At 30.6% G+C, this 24004-nt stretch carries 18 protein-coding genes and 1 riboswitch; of the genes, 15 read left to right on the plus strand and 3 right to left on the minus strand.

What is annotated here, in order from left to right; genetic code table 11:
- Positions 1 to 8 precede the first annotated feature (8 nt).
- The gene (locus KPL44_RS14830) at positions 9 to 1430 is read left to right on the plus strand and encodes a glycoside-pentoside-hexuronide (GPH):cation symporter (RefSeq protein WP_253201788.1); all 1422 of its coding nucleotides are present in this window, start codon (positions 9 to 11) and stop codon (positions 1428 to 1430) included.
- A gap of 169 nt (positions 1431 to 1599) precedes the next feature.
- Entirely contained in the window at positions 1600 to 2616 is a 1017-nt protein-coding gene (locus KPL44_RS14835; RefSeq protein WP_216251814.1) for a LacI family DNA-binding transcriptional regulator, read from the plus strand.
- Between the two features lie 95 nt (positions 2617 to 2711).
- Here KPL44_RS14835 and ppx read toward each other — a convergent pair whose 3' ends face one another.
- Positions 2712 to 4214, minus strand: a complete 1503-nt coding sequence (gene ppx, locus KPL44_RS14840) for an exopolyphosphatase (RefSeq protein ID WP_216251815.1) — start codon at positions 4212 to 4214, stop codon at positions 2712 to 2714.
- A 226-nt stretch (positions 4215 to 4440) separates the two neighbouring features.
- Between ppx and KPL44_RS14845 the strand changes: the two genes are divergently transcribed.
- Positions 4441 to 5982 carry a Ppx/GppA phosphatase family protein gene (locus tag KPL44_RS14845; RefSeq protein WP_216251817.1) on the plus strand — a complete coding sequence of 514 codons (1542 nt, stop codon included), beginning with the start codon at positions 4441 to 4443 and terminating at the stop codon, positions 5980 to 5982.
- A 14-nt stretch (positions 5983 to 5996) separates the two neighbouring features.
- Positions 5997 to 8129 carry an RNA degradosome polyphosphate kinase gene (locus tag KPL44_RS14850; RefSeq protein WP_216251821.1) on the plus strand — a complete coding sequence of 711 codons (2133 nt, stop codon included), beginning with the start codon at positions 5997 to 5999 and terminating at the stop codon, positions 8127 to 8129.
- A 48-nt stretch (positions 8130 to 8177) separates the two neighbouring features.
- On the opposite strand, the gene KPL44_RS14855 is transcribed toward KPL44_RS14850, so the two are convergent.
- Entirely contained in the window at positions 8178 to 8378 is a 201-nt protein-coding gene (locus KPL44_RS14855; RefSeq protein WP_216107245.1) for a DUF1450 domain-containing protein, read from the minus strand.
- A 230-nt stretch (positions 8379 to 8608) separates the two neighbouring features.
- Here KPL44_RS14855 and KPL44_RS14860 point away from each other — a divergent pair, with 230 nt between their 5' ends.
- The 7 genes from KPL44_RS14860 (at position 8609) to larE (ending at position 17879) form a co-directional block, all read left to right on the plus strand.
- Complete coding sequence (locus KPL44_RS14860; protein ID WP_216251823.1) at positions 8609 to 10357, plus strand: GGDEF domain-containing protein; 1749 nt, start codon at positions 8609 to 8611, stop codon at positions 10355 to 10357.
- A 60-nt stretch (positions 10358 to 10417) separates the two neighbouring features.
- On the plus strand, positions 10418 to 10675 hold the full coding sequence (locus tag KPL44_RS14865; protein ID WP_216251826.1) for a hypothetical protein: 258 nt from the start codon (positions 10418 to 10420) through the stop codon (positions 10673 to 10675).
- A gap of 273 nt (positions 10676 to 10948) precedes the next feature.
- A complete protein-coding gene (locus tag KPL44_RS14870; protein ID WP_216251829.1) occupies positions 10949 to 11536 on the plus strand; it encodes a zinc dependent phospholipase C family protein in 588 nt (195 codons plus the stop codon).
- Positions 11537 to 11681: 145 nt separating this feature from the next.
- Positions 11682 to 12839, plus strand: a complete 1158-nt coding sequence (locus KPL44_RS14875) for a DUF4041 domain-containing protein (protein WP_216251832.1) — start codon at positions 11682 to 11684, stop codon at positions 12837 to 12839.
- 136 nt (positions 12840 to 12975) lie between these two features.
- Positions 12976 to 15048, plus strand: a complete 2073-nt coding sequence (locus KPL44_RS14880) for a penicillin-binding transpeptidase domain-containing protein (protein WP_216251834.1) — start codon at positions 12976 to 12978, stop codon at positions 15046 to 15048.
- Between the two features lie 241 nt (positions 15049 to 15289).
- Positions 15290 to 15401, plus strand: a riboswitch (SAM riboswitch).
- A gap of 152 nt (positions 15402 to 15553) precedes the next feature.
- A complete protein-coding gene (locus KPL44_RS14885) occupies positions 15554 to 16837 on the plus strand; it encodes an O-acetylhomoserine aminocarboxypropyltransferase/cysteine synthase family protein (RefSeq protein ID WP_216251835.1) in 1284 nt (427 codons plus the stop codon).
- 202 nt (positions 16838 to 17039) lie between these two features.
- Positions 17040 to 17879, plus strand: coding sequence for an ATP-dependent sacrificial sulfur transferase LarE (gene larE / locus KPL44_RS14890; protein WP_216251837.1), 840 nt, complete (start codon positions 17040 to 17042; stop codon positions 17877 to 17879).
- 56 nt (positions 17880 to 17935) lie between these two features.
- On the opposite strand, the gene larA is transcribed toward larE, so the two are convergent.
- The gene (gene larA, locus KPL44_RS14895) at positions 17936 to 19234 is read right to left on the minus strand and encodes a nickel-dependent lactate racemase (RefSeq protein WP_216251840.1); all 1299 of its coding nucleotides are present in this window, start codon (positions 19232 to 19234) and stop codon (positions 17936 to 17938) included.
- A gap of 263 nt (positions 19235 to 19497) precedes the next feature.
- Between larA and KPL44_RS14900 the strand changes: the two genes are divergently transcribed.
- The 4 genes from KPL44_RS14900 to KPL44_RS14915 all read left to right on the plus strand — a co-directional run bounded on the left by KPL44_RS14900 (position 19498) and on the right by KPL44_RS14915 (position 24000).
- Positions 19498 to 20670: a pyridoxal phosphate-dependent aminotransferase gene (locus KPL44_RS14900; protein WP_216251842.1), complete on the plus strand. Its 1173-nt coding sequence runs from the start codon at positions 19498 to 19500 to the stop codon at positions 20668 to 20670.
- A 243-nt stretch (positions 20671 to 20913) separates the two neighbouring features.
- Positions 20914 to 21999, plus strand: a complete 1086-nt coding sequence (locus KPL44_RS14905; protein ID WP_216251844.1) for a Gfo/Idh/MocA family protein — start codon at positions 20914 to 20916, stop codon at positions 21997 to 21999.
- A 21-nt stretch (positions 22000 to 22020) separates the two neighbouring features.
- A complete protein-coding gene (locus tag KPL44_RS14910; RefSeq protein ID WP_216251846.1) occupies positions 22021 to 22944 on the plus strand; it encodes a sugar phosphate isomerase/epimerase family protein in 924 nt (307 codons plus the stop codon).
- Between the two features lie 21 nt (positions 22945 to 22965).
- Entirely contained in the window at positions 22966 to 24000 is a 1035-nt protein-coding gene (locus tag KPL44_RS14915) for a Gfo/Idh/MocA family protein (protein ID WP_216251849.1), read from the plus strand.
- The last annotated feature ends 4 nt before the right edge of the window (positions 24001 to 24004 follow it).

The following is a 24004-nucleotide window of genomic DNA, read 5'->3' on the forward strand; positions in this document are numbered from 1 at the left end:
AAATAAAAATGAAACAAGTGAACCAAATGAAACAAAGATTTGCATTTGCAGCAGGTGCATTCGGCCATGACATTTTTTACCAAGCATTGTCAACATATTTCATGATTTTCGTTACAAAAGCTATGTTTGCAGGAGCTCCAAAGGAAACACAGATGAAAATGATAGGGTTAGTTACCTCATTAGTTGTAGGTATCAGACTAGTTGAAATTATCTTTGACCCAATTATTGGTAGCGTTATAGACAACACTAAAACTAAATGGGGGAAATTCCGTCCATGGCTTTGTATTGGTGGAACAATCAGTGCAATTTGTTTAGCAATGCTATTTACTAACTTCTTTGGACTCGCAACAAGTAACCAAACTTTATTTACAATTCTATTTATTATTGTTTTCATCATATTAGACTGTGCTTTTTCATTTAAAGATATTGCATTTTGGTCAATAATCCCTGCACTTAGTGATGATTCGGCAGAACGTGGAAAATTAGCAACATTTGGACGTTTCGCTTCATCATTAGGGGCAAATGGAACAACACTAGTAGTAATCCCTATAGTTTCATTCTTTACATTAGTAGTTACTGGTCACTCTGGCCAAGGAGCTAGCGGATGGTTCGCTTTTGGCTTAATAGCTGCAATAATCTATGGTGTTACAAGTTGGATTGTAGCTCTTGGTACAAAAGAACAAGAAAGTGTTTTACGTAAGCAACACGGGAAAACTTCACTTAAAGATGTATTTACTGCACTTACTAAAAACGACCAATTAATGTGGTTGGCACTAGCATATCTTTTGTTTGCTATTGGGTATGTAGCTACAACAGCCGTATTAATGCTTTACTTCCAATATGTAATTGGGAATATATCAGCTTTTTCAATTGTAGGTATTGTAGCTGCAATTTGTGGTATTATATCTGTTCCACTTTACCCAATTATCACTAAATATATTTCAAGAAAATATGTTTACATAGTTGGTATTTTATCAATGTTAATTGGATATTTGATACTTTCCGTAGTCTCAACAAGTTCAATGGCAGTTATTATTATAGGGCTAGTATTCTTCTATTTTCCGTACCAATTAATTTTTCTAGCAGTGCTTATGACAATAAGTGACTCAGTTGAATACGGACAATGGAAAAATGGAGTTCGTAATGAAGCAGTAACTTTATCTCTTCGTCCATTATTAGATAAACTCGCAGGAGCTTTATCTAATGGTATCGTAGGTTTCATATCAGTAACGTGTGGTATGATTGGAGATGCACAAGCAAGTGATATAAGCTCTAATGCTATTGTGACATTTAAAATGTGGGCTTTCTATTTACCAGCAGCATTAATGATTATTTCCGGTGTTATCTTTTTATTCAAAATTAAATTAACAGAAAAGAGACATGCTGAAATAGTAAAAGAATTAGAAGCATCATTAGCAAAAGTAAACTAATTTAATTCAATAATTAAAGTATTATTAATACTAAAAAGCTGCCTCAAGACAAAATTGAGGTAGCTTTATCTTTACAAATTTTAATTTAAATAGTAATATTTCCATATATGAGTAATTAGTTAACTTAATATAATATATGTAAATTTTCTTGCTTTATAGGGGGGCAAAAATGAAAGCTAGTATAAGAGATGTCGCAAGGGAAGCTAATGTTTCTATGAGTACTGTATCAAGAGTTATAAATAAAAATTATCCTGTTAAAGAAGATACTAAAATTAGAGTTGAAAAAGCTGTAGAAAAATTGAACTTTAGTCCTAACACATTGGCAAGATCCTTAATTTGTCAAAACACAAAAACAATAGGAATTCTAGTTCCAAGCATAGACAATTTATTCTTTCCAACTGTAATTAAAGCTATCGAATATGAACTTAGAATAAACGGTTATTCAATTTACCTTTGTGATACAGCTGATAACGCTTCAGAAGAAATAAAATATATAAGATCACTTATGGGAAGACAAGTAGATGGCATTATAGTAATTGATCCCAAAACAGAAAATATGAGGAGTGGGTTTTATGAAATTGTAGGAAAAGATATACCACTTGTATCAATCAATGGATATAATAAGGACATAGATTGTAATTTTGTACTCAATGATGAAGCAAATGGTGCAAGGCAAGCAATGGAATATCTTTTAAAACTTGGACATGAAAATATAATATTTGTACGAGGAAAAGAGAGTTACTCATATGACATAAAAGAAAACGTTTATATTAAATTCATGGAAGAAAACAAATTAACTGTTAGAAAGAAAATTATAGATGTTGGTGAAGGCAATAGTTACGATACTGTTAACGGGACAATGAATATAATGAGAAAAGAACTAGAAAACTTAAAGGCACCTATTGCTGTATTTTCCTGTAATGATTTAATGGCACTCGGAGTTTTAAACGCTTGTAAAAAAATGAATCTCGATGTACCTAAGGAAGTTTCAATAATTGGATTTGATAACATTTGTATTTCGAGTATGGTTGAACCCAAAATTACAACAGTAGATCAAAATATGTATTTACTTGGGGAAAATGCTGCAAAAATGCTTTTGGACTTAATAGATAATAACAATCAAAAGGTTAACAGAATTAAACTAAGCACAAAACTAATCATTAGAGATAGTTGCAGTAATATTTAGATCTAAATATTAAGTAATCATAAGGATCTAGGTATAATTAATATAAAAAGGCATCTACAAAAAAGTAGGTGCCTTTTATAAGCATGTAGTGTATATCATTTTATTATTAATTTCTTATTATATATCTTTTCAAATGATGAACAGCATTGTAGTGCCGCACTTATTTCGAGCAATGGGTCTGCTTTTGCATCAACGGTTATTGTTACAGTATCTAATCCAATGCTGCAACTAATAAATTGTATATTTCCATTTAAGCAACTATCCAGACTTTCACTAATGCGTAGTAGTATGGTTAACTTATCTATTATATCTAAATCTTGTTTAGTTATTAAATTCTGGTACAATTTTAAGTCAATTTTAAATTCATTTTTTCTGTGAAGAGCAGCTATGTATGAAGCCATTAGTTGCTCTTTATGAGTAAGTCCATTAATTTTAGAGTTTGCAATCATATAGGAAGAATGTTTATGATGATCAAAATAACTTATAAGAATCCCTATATCATGAAGCATTGCTGCAGTTTTCAAAATTTTATAAGGGTTTATTGGTATGTCGATAATTGTATTAAGCTCATTATACAGGGTTTTAGTTAACATCCATACGTGACTCGGATGTTTAACGTCAATTTTATAATTAAGTAAGTGGTTATTAAGAGAGAAATCAAGCACATCATTTAAAGGTATTTTACTATTAAAGATATATTCATATAAAACACCATCACGAAGACCACTTCCGCTAACATGGAGTTCTTTTATATTAAGGTATTCAATTAAGGTAACTAAAGATGCAGCAGCACCAACAAAAATATCGGCTCTTTCCTTTGAGAGTCCCTTAAGTTTTTTTCTTTGAAAAGACTCTTTAACTTTAACCTGATCGTAGATAGTTATAACTTCATTTGTAGGAATTATATAATTATGAAGATTATCTATAGGATAATTAGTTTTTCTCTTATGTAATTTACCGATATTTCTTATAGTACCACCGATCCCAATTATGGGTATATTTTTAACTTCTTTTAGCCAAGGAATATCTTTATAAAGTGAAGTAAGAAATGTCTTAATTTCAGCTTCGCTTTTATCATTCATGACCTTTTGAAGTGAAAACTTTTCTGTGAGATTTATGGCACCAAAAGGTAAACTTATGGATGCTTTTAATTTTCTGTTTTTAACTAAAATTAATTCTGAACTACTTCCACCAATATCCATTATTAGTGCATCAGAAAAATCCATACTGTTGATAGCCCCAAAATAATCATAGTAAGCTTCTTCAATTCCAGTTAAAACACGAATATCAATAGAAAGTTCTGATTTAACACGGTTTAAAAATTCAATTTGATTGGTGGCTTTACGGACAGCTTCTGTAGCAACAGCTAAAATTTCACTTATATCTTGAATAAAACACAACCGTTTAAAGAAAGCTAAAGTAGATATAGCATTATCAATTCTAGAGGGATTTAATTCTCCATTTTTGGTCATATCTTTGCCAAGGCGAACACTCCTTTTAATTTCATCTACTATTCTAAAGGAATTATCTTTGTTTATTTGAACAATTACTAGACGTATAGAATTTGATCCTATATCAATTATGGCTATTTTTTTCATTTTTATTATTCCCCTTTGAAATTCATTTATTATACAACTTATGTCTATAATAATTAATAGTTATAATATTTGCAAGTGTTAATAAATATGCCCCTTACAAATAATTTTTTTTTTATGGTTAAAGTTAGGTTAAGGTTTCGTTAAATATAATATACATTATTGTATAATAACAAACATTATAGTAGTATCAATATATATGAATTTTTTTATACAAAGGAGATTTTTTATGGGTATAGCACAAGCATGGAAGATAATTGCGGCTATTGATCTAGGTGCTAACTATCTAAAAATGACAATTGGAGAAATAAATACGCGGGGGGAAATTATAATTTTAGAGGAGGTAGTAAAACCTACAAAAATAGGAAAAGATACATTTTCTAAAGCTAGAATTTCTGTTAAGACAATTCATGAGACTTGTGATGATTTAAATGGGTTTGTTAGACTTATGAAGGATTATAAAATTAAGTTTTACAAAGCAGTAGCAACTAGTGGCATGAGAGAAGCTGAAAACAAACAATATGTATTAGAACAAATACGACTTAGAACAGGGTTAAATGTTGAATCAATAAACATAGCAGAAGAACAATTTTATATGTTAAAAGCGGTTAGAAACCACGTAAACTCAATAGATATTAAAAAATCAGAACAATATCTAATTGTTAATATCACTTCTGGCGCAGTGGAGACATCAATTTATGAAGAGGGTAGATTAAAGTTTACAGAGCATGTTAAAATTGGATCTTTAAAAATAAGAGAGGCTTTATCTGATTTAGAAACAAAGACAATTGAATTTCCAGAGACTATGCAGCAGTATATAGAAAGTAAAATATATACACTTAAACCTCAAATCAAAAAGTTTGAGATCAATCATTTTTTAGGACTAGGAGGAGAGTTAAATACAATCTGTGGAATTATAAGAAAAAAGAGTGGAGCTAATAAGAAAGATTATTTCATTAAAAAGGAAGCATTATTATCACTTACAAAAGAAATTAGTAACATGGATAATTTTCAAATTAAAACCACCTTTGGACTTTCTAATAAGACAGCAGAACTTTTGCTACCATCGATACTTATTTTTTATTGTTTTCTTAAGATGACTAAAGCAGAGGGAATTCAAATTCCTAAATTATCCTTAAGGCAAGGTATTTTATATGATTTATCTGATGAAATACTAAATATTCCACGGAAAGAAGAATTAATACACGATATCATAAGTTCCGTTTGGTATATAGGAGAAAAATATCAAATTGATAAAGAGCATGCGACTTTTGTTGAAAAATTATCGCTTGACATTTTTGATCACACAAAAAGCTTACATAAGTTAGGAGAACGTGAACGGCTTTATCTTCAGGTTGCAGCAATACTTCATGATGTGGGTGGGTTTATAAGTGCTAATAATCATAATTTTCATTCTTATAATATAATAAGAGCTCAGAGTATTGTTGGGTTTTCCGATATTGCTATTGAGATTATTGCAAGTGCAGCAAGGTACCACTCAGAGGAAATTCCTATAATGGCGCATAATAATTATAGAGTTTTAAGTGATGTTGATAAAATGATTGTATCCACATTAGCGGCAATATTAAAATTATCAGAAGCTTTAGATATATCACATATGCAAAAAATAAAAGAAATCAAGCTACTAGAAACTAGGGATAATATATTTTTTAACTTGAAATCTAAGGGAGATATTATTTTAGAGGAATGGAATTTTTCAATGTATGTAGATTTTTTTGAAGAAGTAATTGGTGTTAAACCAATAATATAAAGAGGGGATAAAAAATGATTGATTATTCATTACCTAAGTATTTTATAAGTCGCGAATTAAGTTGGGTTCAGTTTAATGAACGAGTTCTTGAAGAAGCACAGGATACAACAAATCCATTGTTTGAAAGATTAAAGTTTGCATCTATCGTAAGTTCAAATTTAGATGAATTCTTTATGGTTAGAGTTGGATCACTATCGGATCAAATTACAGCTGAATTTGATAAAAAAGAACCATCAGGACTTACGCCAACAGAGCAAATGGAGCAAATAGGAATATTAGTACATAAACTTGTTTCTAGCTTATCGAGTTGTTATAATCGGTCCTTAAAAAAAGGACTTGAAAAAGAAAAAATAAAATTTCTGAAATTTAATGATTTAAGTAAAGAACAGATTAATTATGTTGAAAACTATTATACAAAAAATATTTTTCCAGTACTAACACCTATGCTAGTTAATCAAAGCAGTCCTTTTCCGTTGATATCAAATAAAAGTTTAAATATTGCAATTCTTCTTAAAAATGATAAGGGGGAAAATATTTTTGCAACCATAAAGGCACCTTCTGTTTTTGATAGATTTGTAAAAATTCCAGATGAAGGTGGTTTAGCTTTCATATTTTTAGAAGATATTATTAAAATGAACTTAAAGTCCCTTTTTAATGGACATGAAATTATAGATGCAAGCTGTTATCGTATTACAAGAAATGCAGATATGGCACTAGATGAAGAAGGTGCGGAAGATTTACTTGAGGCAATTGAAGAATCTTTAAAGCAACGAAGATGGGGCAAAGCTGTGCGTCTTGAAATAGAGAAGGGTATGAATAATAAATTGCTTGAAATTCTTAAGCGGGAGCTTGAAATTTCGAAAGATCAGGAGTATATAATAAACGGACAAATAGATTTAACTTTTTTAATGAAAATTGGAAGGATTAAGGGTTATGAGAAACTAGAGTATAAACCTATAAAACCGCAGTTATCAAAACAGTTTTTAAAATATAACAACATATTTGAAGCTATAACAGAGAAAGATATTTTATTACATCATCCATATGAATCCTTTGGCCCGATTGTTGAGTTAGTAAGGCAAGCAGCTGTTGATTCTGATGTTCTTGCTATAAAACATACATTATATCGTGTAAGCGGGAATTCACCTATTATAGAAGCCTTAGTAAAGGCTGCGGAGATGGGTAAACAAGTTACTGTACTCGTTGAACTTAAGGCAAGATTTGATGAAAGTAATAACATAGTTTGGGCAAAGCAATTAGAACAATCAGGATGTCATGTAATTTATGGGCTTGTGGGACTCAAAACACATTGTAAAATATTGCTAGTAGTAAGGCGTGAAGAAGATGGCATTAAGCGTTATGTTCATATGGGGACGGGAAACTACAACGATGTCACTGCAAAGCTTTATACAGATATTGGTCTGTTTACATCGAATCCTTATTTTGGGGCAGATGCATCTGCTCTATTTAATATGTTATCTGGGAATTCTAGACCAACAGCTTTACATAAATTTAGTCTTGCTCCATTACAGTTAAGAGATAGATTTTTACAAATGATAATTGAGGAAACTGAGAATGCGAGTAAGGGTAAGAAGGCCAGAATTATTATAAAAGTTAACTCATTAGTTGATATTGAGATTATTAAAGCTCTATTTAAGGCATCGACTGCAGGAGTGAAAATAGATTTAATAGTACGTGGTATTTGTTGCCTTAAACCTGGAATACCAGGTGTAAGTGAAAACATTACGGTGAGAAGTATTGTTGGTAGATTTTTAGAGCATAGTCGTATTTTCTATTTTTATAACGATGGACAGGAAGGAATTTACTTATCAAGTGCAGATTGGATGACTAGAAATTTAGATCGAAGAGTAGAACTTTTATTTCCAATTGAAGATCAACATGCAAGGGACAGAATAAAAGAAATTTTATATATATCTTTATCGGATACAATAAAAGCTAGAATTTTGACTAAAGATGGGATCTATACGAGAATTGATAGAAGAGGTAAGGAACAAATTAATAGTCAGGAAGAATTTTATAATTTTGTACTAAATAAAGATGATAAAATTAAAGAAAAAATGCATAGTATGAAGGAATATTGGAAAGAAAATGGTTTTGTGCCAAGAGTATCAGATAAAATCGAGTGATTTATAAAATAGTAATAGCGGATAGATTATTAAATCTATCCGCTATTACTATTTGTCTTGTTTTAATTTTTTAATAAGTTTTTCTACGCTATCAGCAGATATAAACTCACCATGGTTTTTAGCAATTGGATGTTTATGGCATAGACCACATTTGCTTAAACATTTTTTGTGTTCAAATTCTATATTATTATCTTTTAAGGCTTTACTAAGTTCCTTGTAGCTTTCATTTGATTTACATATTTTAATCATTATATATCACACCCTTATATTTGTTTTTATTATTACCCAAGATAAAATCATTTCATATTAATACATTACCTTGTCTTTGTCATTTGCGCAAGGAATTAGCGTATGTTTGTAAAAAATACATTTCAATTCTTAATTGAGCATTTTTAACGTAAACATAAAAGAACTTAACTTAATATTAACACTATTATGATAATATACTATATATGGTATATTTTAAGGGGGAATTCTACATGTCCGATGAGCTTCGAGAAATTATTTCTAGTAATAGATTACGATCTGTTTTTCAGCCAATTATCTCAATGCAAACGGGAGAGGTTATAGGATATGAAGCTCTAACAAGGGGGCCTAAGGATAGTAAGTATATAAATCCTGAAATACTTTTTGAAGCAGCTAAAACACATGACCTTCTCTGGGACTTAGAAATTACATGCAGAAAAAATGCGATAAAGACATTTAGTAGCCATAATTCTGATAAATTTTTGTTTGTAAATATAGACCCGGCTGTTTTAAAAGATGATCATTTTATTAAGGGTTTTACTAAGGAGCTATTAGCAAAATATAATATTAGTCCAACCTCACTTATATTTGAAATTACTGAAAAAACCTCAATTGATTGTTATGAAAATTTTAGTGAAGTGATAGATTATTATAAGAATCAGGGATATAAGATAGCTATTGATGATGTAGGAACAGGCTATTCTGGACTTACAACAATTGCAAAGACAAGACCAAACTATATTAAAATGGATATGAGTTTAATAACAAATATAACTAGGGACAATTTTAAAAAAGCAATAATTAAATCCTTTGTCGATTTCGCAAATTCCACTAATACTAAAATTATTGCTGAAGGAATAGAAGATGTAAATGACCTTTATACTCTTATCGAAATAGGTGTACACTATGGTCAAGGATTTTTAATAAATAGACCGGCTGATAATTTAATGGAAACATCTGAGATAATAAAAAAAAGAATTGTTGATAAAAATATTAATATGAGGAAACATAGTTTTAGTCCAAGTTCTAATGTGAAAATAGGAGAAATTGCGAGAGAAGAGAGCCCAGTTTTATCTACAACGACATGTAGCGAAATAGACAAGATTTTTAAGAGTAACCACAGTATAAGAGGTATTTCAATAGTTAATAACAACTATTCAATAATTGGAGTAGTAATGAATTCTGATTTTTTTTCAAAGGTTGGAACTCAATATGGATGGTCAATATATATGAAAAGACCTATCCACTTAATTATGGATTCAAACCCACTTATTGTTGATTATGATATCACCTTAGACATAGTATCAAAAATTGTTATATCAAGAGAAGAGGATAAACTATATGATTATATAATTGTTAAAAAAAATGATAAATATTTTGGTGTGGTTACTGTAATTTCATTACTTGAAAAAACAATGGAGTTTGAATTAAATGTAGCAAAATATTCCAACCCATTAACAGGATTACCTGGAAATGTTGTTATCGAAGATTTTATCTCTAAGTTAATTATAGATAAAAAAAAGTTTTCTCTTTTATATTTTGATATAAACGATTTTAAAGCTTTTAATGATAAATATGGGTTTGAGAACGGAGATAGGGTTTTATCATTTACATCAAGTGTTATTCAAAAACATACATGTCTCTATAAAGATAGCTTTTTAGGCCATATAGGTGGGGATGATTTTGTTGCAATAATTCCAGGTTATAATGCATACAATCTTTGTGAAGATATAATAAATGAATTTGATAATAACATAATAAATTTCTACAATGAGTATGATAGAGAAAATAAATACATACAATCTGTTAATCGGAATAACATTAATGAAAATTATCCGTTAATGAGTATATCTATTGCCATTGTAATCAATAAAAATAAGTCTTATACAAGTATATTCGAATTGACTGAAGAAGCAGCTAGAATCAAGAAAAAATGCAAATTAAAATCAAAGGAATTAATGAAAAGTTGTTATATAGTATAAGTACTAAATGGGTTAGGGTAATTAAATAAGATCTAAATAATATAGAGAGGAAGTTGTATTATGATAATTGATTTTGAAAACAAAGAGGATATTGAAGAAAAAAATGTTATTAAAGAAATTAATATTTTTAATAAACTTATGATTAATACTATCAAGGCTAAGGAGCGTGAATTTGAATTTAAGGGTCATAACTATATAGTTTTTTCTGATGGTATTTGTGTACAAACATTAATAAATGAAAGGGTCTTGTATCGCATTTTTATTGAAGAATGCAGAAATAATAGTTTTATAAATGATAAGGTAGTAAATTTTATATAAAATTATGAATAGACATACATAAAAGGTATTCACTTTATTAAAGTAGGTACCTTTTTTGTGTTTGAAATAGATTAAACAAAATATTTTTTGCAACGCAAATTAATGTTCCCTCCGGAGTGTCTCCAGGTATTGTCAACTTTGCAGTGCTTCTTCTTCGAAGCTGTTGCAGCGACCCAGGAGATGATTTAACCGAAAGATAACTAAATCTTAACGTAATCTAAATTACAATTACATGAGTTTGGAATAATATATAAATATAAGGCGGTGTATACTATGATAGTTAATACTCACTTACTAATGTCTCAAATTTTATATAAACATCTCTTAAGTAATATGAATTTTAAATTAGACAGATTGGCATTTGCATACGGGAATATAAAGCCAGATTTTATTAATAAGGATATTAATTGTGCGCATACACTAGATGAAAGTTTATATAAAGTTAATATATATTCAGAAGAATTAATGAGCGAAAACATTTCAATTAAAGAATTCTCAGAGTCTTTAGGCATAATATGCCACTTTGTTTGTGATTACTTTTGCTTATATCATAGGGACGGTAATGAGAAGAAAGGTGCATATGAACATCTGTTTTACGAAATGACTTTACATGTAAAGTTACTAACCATTATTTTAAAAGATAAGTTAAAACTAAAAAATCATGAAATATTTCAAGAGAACGTAGAAAATATAGTGCTTAATATGGATAAAAATTACAGAACAGAAGCAAAATGCTTATCCAAAGATATAACATATGCATTATCAGGGGCACTTCAAATATCAGAATCAATAGTATATTCAAGTCAATTATATTTCCAGCAAAAGGAAATTAACAACTTAAAGAAGTATCAATTAAATTAAAAAAATGATATTAAAATTAGTTATTAACATAAGCACTTTTTTAAAATTTATTGAATAATTACTGTGTTTTTGAAAATATCTCTACATTTTTAGTGAAATTTTTGTGGTATAATGTAGACTGTTGAAGAAATAAGGAGGGTTATCAATGGCAATACTTACATCCATTAAAGACGCTTTAAGTGCGAAGCAATATAAAGCTGAGATTGAAAAATTAATCGAGGAAAATAAAAATTTAAAATATATAAAATTAACTCCAACTCAAATGGGAATGAGTCGGATTTTATCTAAAACAAAAGAACTTGAAGCAGAGCTCGAAGAATATGATAAGCTAATTTTAACAAAAACAAAAGCTATAGAGGAACTTAATATAGACTATGGTAATCAGGCTACCTATCAAACAAGAGAATTTGAAGAGAAATCTAATGAATACGATCATAAAATCGAATTAAAAGATAAGGAACTTGAGGATAAATCAATTGAAAATGATAATATAATTGAAAGTAAAAAGAAAGAATATGATGATTTAATTGAACTCAAAGCTAAAGAACTTGAAGATAAGTCAGCAGAATATGATAATTTAATAAACGGTAAAAGGGAAGAGTATGATAATCTAATACAAATAAAAGTTAAAGAGCTTGAAGATAAATCAACAGAATATGATGAATTTATTGAAAGCAAGAGCAAAGAATATGAGGATACTTTCAAACAAAAGGCTATTGAACTTGAGCAGAAGTCTAGTGAATATGAGGTTTTAATAGAAACTAAGACAAAATCTATCGAGGAGCTTAATTTAGAATATAATAATACAAAAACTTCTGTAGAGAATTTAAAGTCTCAAATAATTCTTTTAGATGATGATGTATCGATGCAAGATTTTGGTATTTATAAATCTGAATATAATTTAATGAATTCAGTGAAATGTTCTACTATGCTTGCAGAGATAAGGGAAAAGCAAGTGGAGATGATTAAATCCAAAGAAGCTATAGAATTTAAGCAATGGATTATTAATGGAAATATTAATGGAAATAATCAATTAGCAGGAGATATGACTGATGATATGATCAAACTAGTTGTTAGAATTTTTAATGATGAGTGTGATTCTATAATTAACAAGGTGAAATTCAGTAATATTGAAGCAATAGAAAACAGAATAAAAAAATTCTTTGAAGATTTAAATAAACTTGGAAATATAACACAAGTTAAAATATCACCTAAATATTTTAATACTAAACTAGAAGAACTTTACCTTTCTTATGAATATAAATTAAAGGATCAAGAAGAAAAAGAAAGCAAAACTACATAATAATATAATTAGTGAGTTTCGGGCCGTTGACTAAGTAATCAATGGTCTTTTTTTATAAAATAAAACATGTTGTTTTTCCAATTATGCCTATTTACAAAGTATTCAAGTGATATAATAGGAAAGGGGTGATAAAAATATGTTGAGAAAATATTTGAAGGTATCTATTTTTACAATCTTAGGTATAGTTTTAGTAGTTGGAGGCGTATTTCTGTTTACTATTTATACAAAAGTGGATAGTGCAACTAAAACATTTGATACATATAAGACTATGTGGGTAAAGCAGGATTTTACAGCAATGTATAATATGCTTTCAGTTAAAACTAAAGAAACAATAACTGAAAAACAATTTTCAAATAAATATAATGCTATATATAAGGGAATAGAGGCTAAAAATATAGTAATTAAGGTTGATAATGAAGAGGAAATTAAAGATGGTAATAAAGAAACTATTGAAATACCATTTTCAATAGTTATGAATACCACTGCAGGGCAATTAAAAATGCCAGGATACCAAGCAACCATGATAAAAGAAAAAGTTAATAAAAAAAAGCAGTGGACAATAGTGTGGGATGAAAAAATGATATTACCTAGTATGGGAGTAGGAGATAAGATTAAGGTTATTACGTTGCCAGCGATTCGTGGTGAAATTTATGATAAAAATAAAAAGCCACTTGCAATAAACGCTGCAATAGTTACCATTGGAATAAGCCTTAATGATTTTGTAAAAGAAAAAGATAATAATATAACACAAATGGCTGAAATTCTAGATATAGATGCTTCGGCTATAAAAGATAAACTAAAAGCAAATAAAAACCCAGATGAGTTTATACCAATTATTAATATATTAAGCAGCGAAAAAGTAAAAATAGCTGAAGTTATGAAGATTAAGGGTGTAATTCACATTAGTCCTAAAGGTAGAATATATCCAGGAGGGGAAGCATTTGGTTCACTAATTGGATATATTGCTCCGATAACCGGTGAAGAATTAGAAAAGATGAGTGGGCAGGGGTATAGCTCATCAAGTCTAATAGGTAAGGCAGGCCTTGAACAAGTATATGAAAAAAGACTTAAGGGCGAAAGTGGAGCAACAATTTATATATCTAGGCAAAAGGATGGAAAAGAGATTAAAGAAGATATAATTCTTAGTAAAGCATCTAAAGCAGGCGAAAATATAACATTGTCAGTAGATTCAGAGCTTCAAGCGAATATATATAAGGGAATGAACAAAGAGCCAGGAGCATCTGCAGCAATAAATCCCAAAACCGGAGAGGTGTTGGCTTTAGTAAGTTCTCCATCATATGACTCAAATGCATATACAACTTATAAATCTAATACTCAAATAGCATCATGGAAAGTAGAAAAAGAACCATTTAAAAATAGATTCAAGGCGGTATATTCTCCAGGATCTACATTTAAACTTATAACTGCTGCGGTGGGTTTAGATAATGCAAAGATAAAACCTGAAGAACTTATAAATATACCAGGATTAAAATGGCAACCCGATAAATCTTGGGGAACTAATATGGTTACTAGGGTTAGTGATAAGATAGAGAGCGTTAATCTAAAGGATGCGTTTATATATTCAGATAATATATACTTTGCACGAGCTGCACTTAAGATCGGCAAGGAAGAATTCATTAAGGGTTCGAGCAAATTTGGAATAGGTGAAAAGCTTCCTATAGATTACCCTATAGCAATATCACAAGTAGCTAATGATAACGTCATTAAAAATGATGTAGCATTAGCGGATACTGGTTATGGTCAAGGAGAAGTTCTTATAAGTCCACTCCAGATTGCATTATCTTATAGTGCGGTTGTTAATGAGGGTAATATTATGTCTCCAACACTTGAAAATTTTAATACATTGGTAATATCTAAGGTATGGAAGTCTAGTGTAATATCTAAAAATAATGTAAAAACTTTGAAGAATGATCTTACGGATGTTATAGAAAATCCGAATGGTACAGGTCATGGTGCGAAAATTAGTGGCGTAAATCTTGCAGGTAAGACCGGAACAGCAGAATTGAAAAAAGACGCTAAGGATATTACGGCAGAAGAAAATGGTTGGTTCGTATGTATGAATACAGACAATCCTAAAATAGTGATATCAATGATTATGGAAAATGTTAAAAATACAGGTGGAAGTCACCATGTGGTGCCTATAGTTAAAGGTGTAATGGAAAGTTACTTAAAGACAGCATCAAAATAGCAATAACAAGTTACCAAATAAACTAACAATCTCAAATAATTGAGATTGTTAGTTTATTTGGTTTTATAAGAATAGTGATTTTAGTATATAATTTATACTACTCTGCTTATTAGCAATACAAACTTATAAATCTATTAATAAGATGCGGCGATATTAAAAAACATCTAATAACTCAATTTTCTGAAAAATACATTGACAATTCCTTTTATTATTAATATACTAAATAACAACAACTAAATACAACTTATCCAGAGTGGCAGAGGGACTGGTCCGATGAAGCCCGACAACCAGCATTCTTTATTTGATTGCAATGGTGTCAATTCCTGCAGATTGTAAAATCTGAAAGATAAGGATGTTAGCAAATTTTACTATGCAATTATATTGTTTATTAAAGTTACCATTGCTGCTTTCCTTATAAGGAAGCAGCTTTTTTTTCTTGAATTAAAGGGTTTCTTAATATATAAATATAAAAAACAAAAATAATTATTTAAAAGGGGAAATTAATATGAGTGAGAGAAAATTAAGTTTTGAAACATTACAAGTACATGCAGGACAGGTTGCTGATCCCACTACAGGTTCAAGAGCAGTTCCAATTTATCAAACGTCATCCTTCGTTTTTAAAAATGCAGATCATGCAGCAAATTTATTTCAACTAAAAGAACCAGGAAATGTCTATGCGAGAATAATGAATCCAACTACAGATGTTTTTGAAAAGAGAGTAGCTGCACTTGAGGGTGGAGTTGCAGGACTAGCTACAGCATCAGGAATGTCTGCAATATTCTATGCAATACTAAACGTGGCAAGTTGCGGTGATGAAATAGTAGCAGCCTGTACACTATATGGTGGTACTTACGAATTATTTAATATTACACTTAGAAAACTAGGGATTAATGTAATATTTGTTGATCCAGATGATCCAGAAAACTTTAGAAAAGCCATAACAAATAAAACAAAAGCACTTTATGGTGAAACAATAGGAAATCCAAAAATAAATGTTTTAGATATAGAAAAAGTAGCAAATATTGCTCATGAAAACAAAATACCATTTATTATTGACAGTACATTTGCAACTCCTTTCTTATGTCGTCCAATTGAGTTTGGGGCTGATGTAGTCATCCACTCTGCAACAAAATTTATTGGCGGACATGGAACGACTATTGGTGGAATTATAGTTGATGGTGGTAAATTCGATTGGGCTGAAAGTGGTAAATTTCCTGATTTTACGACTCCAGATAAAAGTTATAATGGTCTCGTGTATGCTGAACTCGGAGCTCCAGCATTCGCATTAAAAGCTAGGGTTCAGTTACTAAGAAACACAGGCGCTACCCTTAGTCCTCAAAGTGCATTTTTATTTCTTCAAGGATTAGAATCATTATCATTAAGAGTTGAAAGGCATGTAACAAACGCTAGAGCCGTGGTTGACTTCTTAAGTAAACATCCAAAAGTGTCTTGGATAAATTATCCTGAGCTAGAAGGAAGTAAATACAAAGAATTATCTGAAAAATATCTACCAAAGGGAGCAGGATCAATATTCACTTTTGGAATAAAAGGTGGACTTGAGGCAGGAAAGAAATTTATAAATAGTGTAGAGTTATTCTCATTACTTGCCAACGTTGCTGATGCAAAATCACTTGTAATTCATCCATCGAGTACAACTCACGCAGAACTTAATGAAGAAGAACAAAAGGCTGCTGGGGTTAGTACGGATTTAATAAGACTTTCAATTGGGGTTGAAGGTATAGATGACATTATATATGATTTAAAGCAAGCGCTTGATAAGACATTATAATAAAAAGGGGTATAAAACAATTGGACGGACTAGTGTAAATAACTAGTCCTTCTTTTATTTTTACAATTTTTTTAGAAAATCATATAATAATATTATTTTTAAGCATATTATTATGTTCAAAAGTTAAATGTTATGTTACATTAAATATGTTAAAGATTTTTATTATAAATAGTAATAGTTTTTTACGACAAGGAGGACAAATATGGAATTAGAAATGAAGTTTCAAAAACTAAAGGATAGTATTCAAGGATTGGGAAGTGTAGCAATAGCATATTCAGGAGGTGTTGATAGCACTTTTCTATTAAAAGTAGCAGCAGATGTTTTAGGTAATAAAGTTATTGCAATTACTGCCAAGTCAACAACATATCCAGAAAGAGAATTTAAGGAAGCTGTTAAATATATTGGGGACATTGGAGCAAAACACATAGTCATAATTTCAGAGGAATTAGAAATTGAAGGGTTTGCTAAAAATCCTATTGATAGATGTTATTTTTGTAAAAAAGAACTTTTTTCAAAAGTTAGAAAAGTTGCTGATGATAATAATATTAACGCAGTTTTAGATGGTTCTAATGCTGATGACGTTTCAGATTATAGACCGGGAATGAAGGCAGCAAATGAATTGAAAGTTATTAGCCCATTGAAGGATGCTGGACTTACAAAAGATAATATAAGAGAATTATCAAAGAGGCTTGGATTACCAACTTGGAACAAACCAGCTTTTGCATGTTTATCATCAAGATTTCCATATGGCAACGAAATAACAGTTGAGAAATTAAGCATGGTTGAAAGAGCAGAACAATTTTTACTTGATTTAGGATTTAGACAGATAAGGGTAAGGCATCATGGAGATATAGCAAGAGTAGAAGTTAATGCCCAGGAAAGAAATAAATTTTTCAGTACAGAAATGATGGATAAGGTTGCAAATGAATTAAAAAATATTGGTTTTAAATATGTAACTCTTGATTTGCTAGGATATAGAACTGGAAGTATGAATGAGGTACTTAGTGAGAAAGAAAAGAATTCAGTAAAAGCTCTTGATTAAAATCAAGAGCTTTTTTACTTATTTAAACTTTGTTTGATAAGAGTTAATTTTTGTTCTTAATCAATAGGTAGAAATTTTGGTAAGGTGTTTGCTCCATGTGGCATTATAAAAGTTTTTAAATTTTTGCCCTTTTCTGTATAAGTTAAGTTTAAGGCCTCATCTATTGTTTTAACTATTTTAATCCCAGTATTTTTAAAGAATTTAGGATCTAAATTTGATACTAGTATAAGATTAAAATTGTGTGCTGTCTCACAAGCAAGGCATCCGACATGTTTTGATATGGTATAACGCTCTCTTAATGATTTTTCTCGATCAACTAGTCTATCATAGTTAGCGAGTATAGCCCTAACATCATCATCACCACCAAGTCCTTCACTACACTGCGTTAATGCAATGATAGTCCCTCCAATTTTTGCGGCTTCTCTTGAATTCATGAGAAGTTTTGAAGATTGATAAAAATTAATGTCTTTAGGATAACCACCGGCGGTAGCTATTACTAAATCAGCTTTCTCTTTTATATATGCACAGTCAGACTCATCAACATATTTTCTTCCTTGTGCATGTGCCTTAATGCAATCACCTGCAACTGCCGCAGATATATTTCCATGACTGTCTATGATTACATTGAACATAAAACTTGGTTTTACAAAGGCACATGCTTCTTCCATATCTAAATGTACAGGATTATTTATTATATTTCCACATCTGATTTCGCCTCTAGTTCCTTCTCCTAAACTTTCATTAAGTGAAAGACCGTGATTTGCCATTATTGTTTCATATGATGCAATTCCAGGTAGAATTGATTTTTTTCCACCAGACCATCCTACTAGAAAATGATATACTATTCCCCCAGCAACTATAATATGGTCACATTCCATGGCCTTTTTATTAATGGATACTGGTGTACCAAAGCTAGTTTTACCTAGATAAACTAAATTATCTTCATCTCTACAATCATGATCAATTATATTATATTTGCCGTAAAGGGTGTCCCCTAATAATTGTTTGTATTCATTTTCAGTTTGTTTTCTATGGGAACCAGTAGCGCTAATAAATAATATATCTTCATCAACTATGCCAGCTTTCGTAAGTTCAGCCACAATGAATGGAAGATATAGGGATGATTTTTGCCACGCCCTAGTAATATCTGGTATAACAATACAAATTTTTTCACCTGTATGTACTATTTCACTAAGTTTAGAACTTGATATAGGATTTTGTAAGGCTTCTATTATTACTTCTTCTTCAGTTTTAGAACTTGTTGAATGGGTATTATCAAGTACTCCAATAACATCTTTTTCGTTAATGGAAAACTTAACAGTGCCTCTTCCTTGCTTTAATTCAAACTCTTTCATGATTAGTTCCTCCCATATTTTCTGTTTCTATACATTAAACATGAAATTTTAAATTATGTCAATGCAGGCGTAAGTTAAATTCTATTTGAGTAAAATCATTGACAATTATTTTTATGAGTAATATACTAAAAACTAATAGCTTTAATTATGTAATTATTCTGATTATTATTATATTTATAGTTGTTTTCCATTTAGGCGAGTGGCTTTTCATACTTAAAAATATAAAATGAATATAAATAAATTGAATTATAAGGACGTGTTATATGCCAAAGTTAAGTGACAGAACAGCTTTTTTTACTGAATCTATAATAAGAAAAATGACAAGAATTTCAAATGAATATAATGCAGTAAATCTTTCTCAAGGGTTTCCAGATTTTGATCCACCAAAAAAACTGTTACACTCTTTAAGTGAGGTTGTGAGCAAAGGGCCTCATCAATATGCTGTTACTTGGGGTGCGCAAAATTTTAGAGAAGCATTAGCTAAAAAACAGTCAAGATTTATGGGTATAAATATTGACCCAAATAACGAAATTGTTGTAACTTGTGGGAGTACGGAAGCAATGATGGTAGCGATGATGAGCGTTTGTAATCCAGGTGATAAGGTTATAGTTTTTTCTCCTTTTTATGAGAATTATACCGCAGATGCTATTTTGTCAGGAGCAGAACCTATATTTGTTTCGCTAAGGCCACCTTGTTTCAATTTTAATGTTTTAGAATTAGAAACAGCTTTTAAACAAAATCCTAAAGCTCTTATACTCTGTAATCCATCAAACCCAACTGGAAAGGTATTTACATTCGAGGAGCTTAAAACAATAGCCGATTTAGCAGAGAAATATGATGTCTTTGTAATTACAGATGAAGTTTATGAACACATAATTTATGCTCCTTATAATCATACTTATTTTGCATCACTTCCGAATATGTTTGAGCGGACAATTTCTTGTAGTTCTCTCTCGAAAACCTATTCAATTACCGGATGGAGATTGGGTTACATTATAGCGCCTAAAGCGATTGTTGATGTTGCAAAAAAAGTTCATGATTTTCTTACAGTTGGTGCAGCGGCGCCACTTCAAGAAGCGGCTGTTACAGCTTTAAATTTCGATGACGTTTATTATACTGGATTACAAAAAGTATATACGCAGAAAAGGAATCTATTTTTAAGAGGCCTTGATGATATAGGATTAACATATACAACTCCACAAGGGGCTTATTATATAATGGTTGACGTATCAGAATTTGGAGTGAAAAATGATATAAAATTTTGTGAGTGGTTAGCAAAAGAGGTTGGTGTTGCAGCAGTTCCTGGTTCGAGTTTTTTTAGAGAATATGTACATCATTTAATTAGATTTCATTTTGCTAAGAAAACAGACACTTTAGAAGAGGCTCTTAATCGACTTTCGTTGCTAAAAGAAAAGGCGAAAGGAATGCAGTTATAAAATAAAACTATGTATACTTTTAATTCAAAAATATATTAAGAAAGTTATGGCCTAAAGATTATAAAAAGACCGTAACTTTCTACTTTTCTTTATAAACTAAAATTTGCAAAAGCAATATATGAGAAGTATTAAGCAATTCATGGGGAGCAATTAAAAATGAAATGTTATAGAATAGTAAATGTAAACGATATATAACTTTTAGGAACTAGTTTAATATATTTTAAAGAGAAAGGGTGAGATTGTATGGATAAGAAATTAAGAGTTGGAATAATAGGATGCGGTGGCATAGCTAATGGGAAACATATGCCAAGCTTAGCTAAGATAGCAGAAATAGAAATGGTTGCCTTTTGCGATATCATAATCGAGAAAGCAGAATCGGCGGCAAAAGAATATGGAAGCGTTGGAGCAAATGTTTATACCGATTATAAAGAGCTTCTAAAAGATGATACTATCGATGTTGTTCATGTTTGTACTCCAAATAGATCACATAGTTATATAACAGTTGATGTGTTGGAAGCTGGAAAACATGTTATGTGTGAAAAACCAATGGCAAAGACTTCTAAGGAAGCAAGAGAAATGTTAGAGGCTGCAAAGAGAACAGGTAAAAAGCTTACTATTGGTTATCAAAATAGGTTTAGAGCGGATTCTAGATATCTCAAAACAACTTGTGAAAATGGAGGGCTTGGGGATATCTATTTTGCAAAGGCGCATGCTATTAGAAGAAGAGCGGTTCCAACTTGGGGAGTATTTTTAAATGAATTTGAGCAAGGTGGGGGACCATTAATAGACATTGGAACTCATGCTTTAGATCTAACTCTTTGGATGCTTGATAATTATAAGCCTAAGTATGTTGTAGGAAATGTATATCATAAACTTAGTAAAAAAGAAAATGCTGCTAATGCATGGGGGCCATGGGATCCAAGCAAATTTACAGTAGAAGATTCTGCTTTTGGGTTCATTACTATGGAGAATGGCGCTACTATAATTGTTGAATCGAGTTGGGCATTAAATAGCTTAGAAGTTGGAGAAGCCCAAACAAGTCTATGCGGAACTGAGGGTGGGGCTGATATGAAGGATGGCCTAAGAATAAATGGAGAAAATTTAGGTGGATTATATGAAACTAAGGTCGATTTTGGCTCAAATGGAGTTGCATTTAACGAAGGAATTTCTGAAGAACCAGCAGATGTTGAAGCCAGATCATGGATTGATTGTATTTTAAATGATACACAGCCAATAGTAAAACCTGAACAAGCGTTAATTGTTACAGAAATTTTAGAAGCAATATATGAGTCATCAAAAACAAGAGAGCCAGTTTATTTTAATAAATAATAGTTGAGGAAGGTGTTTAATATGTATATAGGATTATTAACAGGTTGCCTTGGTGGAATTCCACTTAAGGAAAAAGCAAAGTGGGCAAGTGAGCATGGGTTTAAAGCTTTAGAACTTTCTTGTTGGCCAAGGACTAATAGCCGTGATTACTCAGGAAGTGAGATAGATGTAGCTAATTTCACAAAGAGTGAAGCGGAAAAAATAAAATTATATTTCAAAGAATATGGACTTACAATATCTTCAATTGCTTATTATGATAATAATTTAGATAGAGATCCGAAAAAAAGAAAATTCATAAATAATCATTTTAAGAAATGTGTTGATGCAGCTGTGCTACTAGACGTTTCATCTGTTGGAACATTTGTTGGAAGAAACATAGATAAATCGTTAGAGGAAAACTTTGATGAGTTTGAGGTGGTATTTAAGGATTTGGTTAAATATGCAGAAGATAAGGGTATAAAAGTAGTAATTGAAAATTGTCAAATGAACGGATGGCAAGTTAAGGGAGTACCAGGAACTATTTCATTTACTCCAGAACTATGGAGAGAAATGTTTAGGAGAGTTCCAAATAAGAATTTTGGATTAAATTATGACCCTTCTCATTTACATGCAATGTTAATTGATTATATGACTCCAGTAAAGGAATTTAAGAATAGAATATTTCATGTGCATGCAAAGGATGCTGAAGTGTTTGAAGATAAATTAAAAACTTATGGAGTATTTGATAGACAATTAAATGTTTGTAATGAAGACTTTGGATATTGGAGATACCGAATGCCTGGACTAGGAGACATTAATTGGGAAAAGTTAATTAATGAACTAAAAGAAATTGGATATGACGGCGTAGTAAGTATAGAACATGAGGACCCTCTTTATGAAGGTAGTGAAGAAAAGGTTAAAGAAGGATTACAACTGGGAATAGATTATCTTGAAAAATTAATATAGTATTATTTAGGAGATGTTGATATGAAAATATTAAAAGTAGCCATTATTGGATGTGGAAATATATTTCCTATGCATGCTCAATCTATAAAAGAAGTTGAAAATGCAGAAATCGTTGCAGTTTGTGATATTAAAGAGGATAGAGCAAAGGAAAAAGCTGATCAATATAATTGTAATTATTATATTGACTATAAGGAAATGCTTTCAAAGAAAGATATTGATGTAGTGCACATATGCCTTCCACATTTCCTTCATGCACAGGTGGCAATATATGCTTCTAAACTTGGGAAACATATATTAACTGAAAAACCTATGTCTATAAAACTCTCAGATGCAGAAGCTATGGTTAAAACTGCTAAAGACAATAATGTTATACTTGGAGTTATATTTCAAAATAGATATAATCCTGGCTCGAGACTTATAAAAGAGACATTGGAATCAGGAGAACTTGGTGATATACTAGGAGGAAAACTTGAAGTCACATGGAAACGAACAGATGAATACTATGGTAATAGTGATTGGAAAGGCACATGGGACATGGAAGGTGGTGGAGTCATAATAGATCAAGCTATTCATACCATGGACCTTATGAGATGGTTTGTGGATAGTGACATTGATTATATAGATGCAAATATAAGTAATAGATCTCATAAAATTATTCAGGTTGAGGATTCTGCAGAAGGGGTTATTAAGTATAAAAACGGAGTAGTAACTGCGTTTCATACCATTAATTATTATACTTATGATGCACCTGTAAAAATAGAGTTTCATTGTGAAAAAGGTATGGTTAATATGGTGGGAGATAGAGCTGATATAAAATTCAACGATGGTAGAGAGTTAATTGCAGATAATAACCCAAATGATACTTTTGATTATGGAAATGGAGCAAAGGGATATTGGGGAACAAGTCATACAAAACAGATAAAAAATTATTACGCATCTATTAGTGCTGGATTACAACCTGATATAACAGGCGATGATGCAATAAAAACTCAAAAAATGATATGTGCAATATATGAATCTGGTAGAAAAAGGGTTAGAATTAGTTGTAATAAATAAATTC

Source organism: Clostridium sp. DSM 17811, from assembly GCF_018861905.1.
Classification (GTDB): domain Bacteria; phylum Bacillota; class Clostridia; order Clostridiales; family Clostridiaceae; genus Clostridium_AD; species Clostridium_AD frigoriphilum.

Bases quoted from the DNA above. Each gene is read 5' to 3' on its own strand.
- KPL44_RS14830 (WP_253201788.1), top strand. From the start codon at position 9: ATGAAACAAGTGAACCAAATGAAACAAAGATTTGCATTTGCAGCAGGT.
- KPL44_RS14835 (WP_216251814.1), top strand. From the start codon at position 1,600: ATGAAAGCTAGTATAAGAGATGTCGCAAGGGAAGCTAATGTTTCTATG.
- ppx (WP_216251815.1), bottom strand. From the start codon at position 4,214: ATGAAAAAAATAGCCATAATTGATATAGGATCAAATTCTATACGTCTA.
- KPL44_RS14845 (WP_216251817.1), top strand. From the start codon at position 4,441: ATGGGTATAGCACAAGCATGGAAGATAATTGCGGCTATTGATCTAGGT.
- KPL44_RS14850 (WP_216251821.1), top strand. From the start codon at position 5,997: ATGATTGATTATTCATTACCTAAGTATTTTATAAGTCGCGAATTAAGT.
- KPL44_RS14855 (WP_216107245.1), bottom strand. From the start codon at position 8,378: ATGATTAAAATATGTAAATCAAATGAAAGCTACAAGGAACTTAGTAAA.
- KPL44_RS14860 (WP_216251823.1), top strand. From the start codon at position 8,609: ATGTCCGATGAGCTTCGAGAAATTATTTCTAGTAATAGATTACGATCT.
- KPL44_RS14865 (WP_216251826.1), top strand. From the start codon at position 10,418: ATGATAATTGATTTTGAAAACAAAGAGGATATTGAAGAAAAAAATGTT.
- KPL44_RS14870 (WP_216251829.1), top strand. From the start codon at position 10,949: ATGATAGTTAATACTCACTTACTAATGTCTCAAATTTTATATAAACAT.
- KPL44_RS14875 (WP_216251832.1), top strand. From the start codon at position 11,682: ATGGCAATACTTACATCCATTAAAGACGCTTTAAGTGCGAAGCAATAT.
- KPL44_RS14880 (WP_216251834.1), top strand. From the start codon at position 12,976: ATGTTGAGAAAATATTTGAAGGTATCTATTTTTACAATCTTAGGTATA.
- KPL44_RS14885 (WP_216251835.1), top strand. From the start codon at position 15,554: ATGAGTGAGAGAAAATTAAGTTTTGAAACATTACAAGTACATGCAGGA.
- larE (WP_216251837.1), top strand. From the start codon at position 17,040: ATGGAATTAGAAATGAAGTTTCAAAAACTAAAGGATAGTATTCAAGGA.
- larA (WP_216251840.1), bottom strand. From the start codon at position 19,234: ATGAAAGAGTTTGAATTAAAGCAAGGAAGAGGCACTGTTAAGTTTTCC.
- KPL44_RS14900 (WP_216251842.1), top strand. From the start codon at position 19,498: ATGCCAAAGTTAAGTGACAGAACAGCTTTTTTTACTGAATCTATAATA.
- KPL44_RS14905 (WP_216251844.1), top strand. From the start codon at position 20,914: ATGGATAAGAAATTAAGAGTTGGAATAATAGGATGCGGTGGCATAGCT.
- KPL44_RS14910 (WP_216251846.1), top strand. From the start codon at position 22,021: ATGTATATAGGATTATTAACAGGTTGCCTTGGTGGAATTCCACTTAAG.
- KPL44_RS14915 (WP_216251849.1), top strand. From the start codon at position 22,966: ATGAAAATATTAAAAGTAGCCATTATTGGATGTGGAAATATATTTCCT.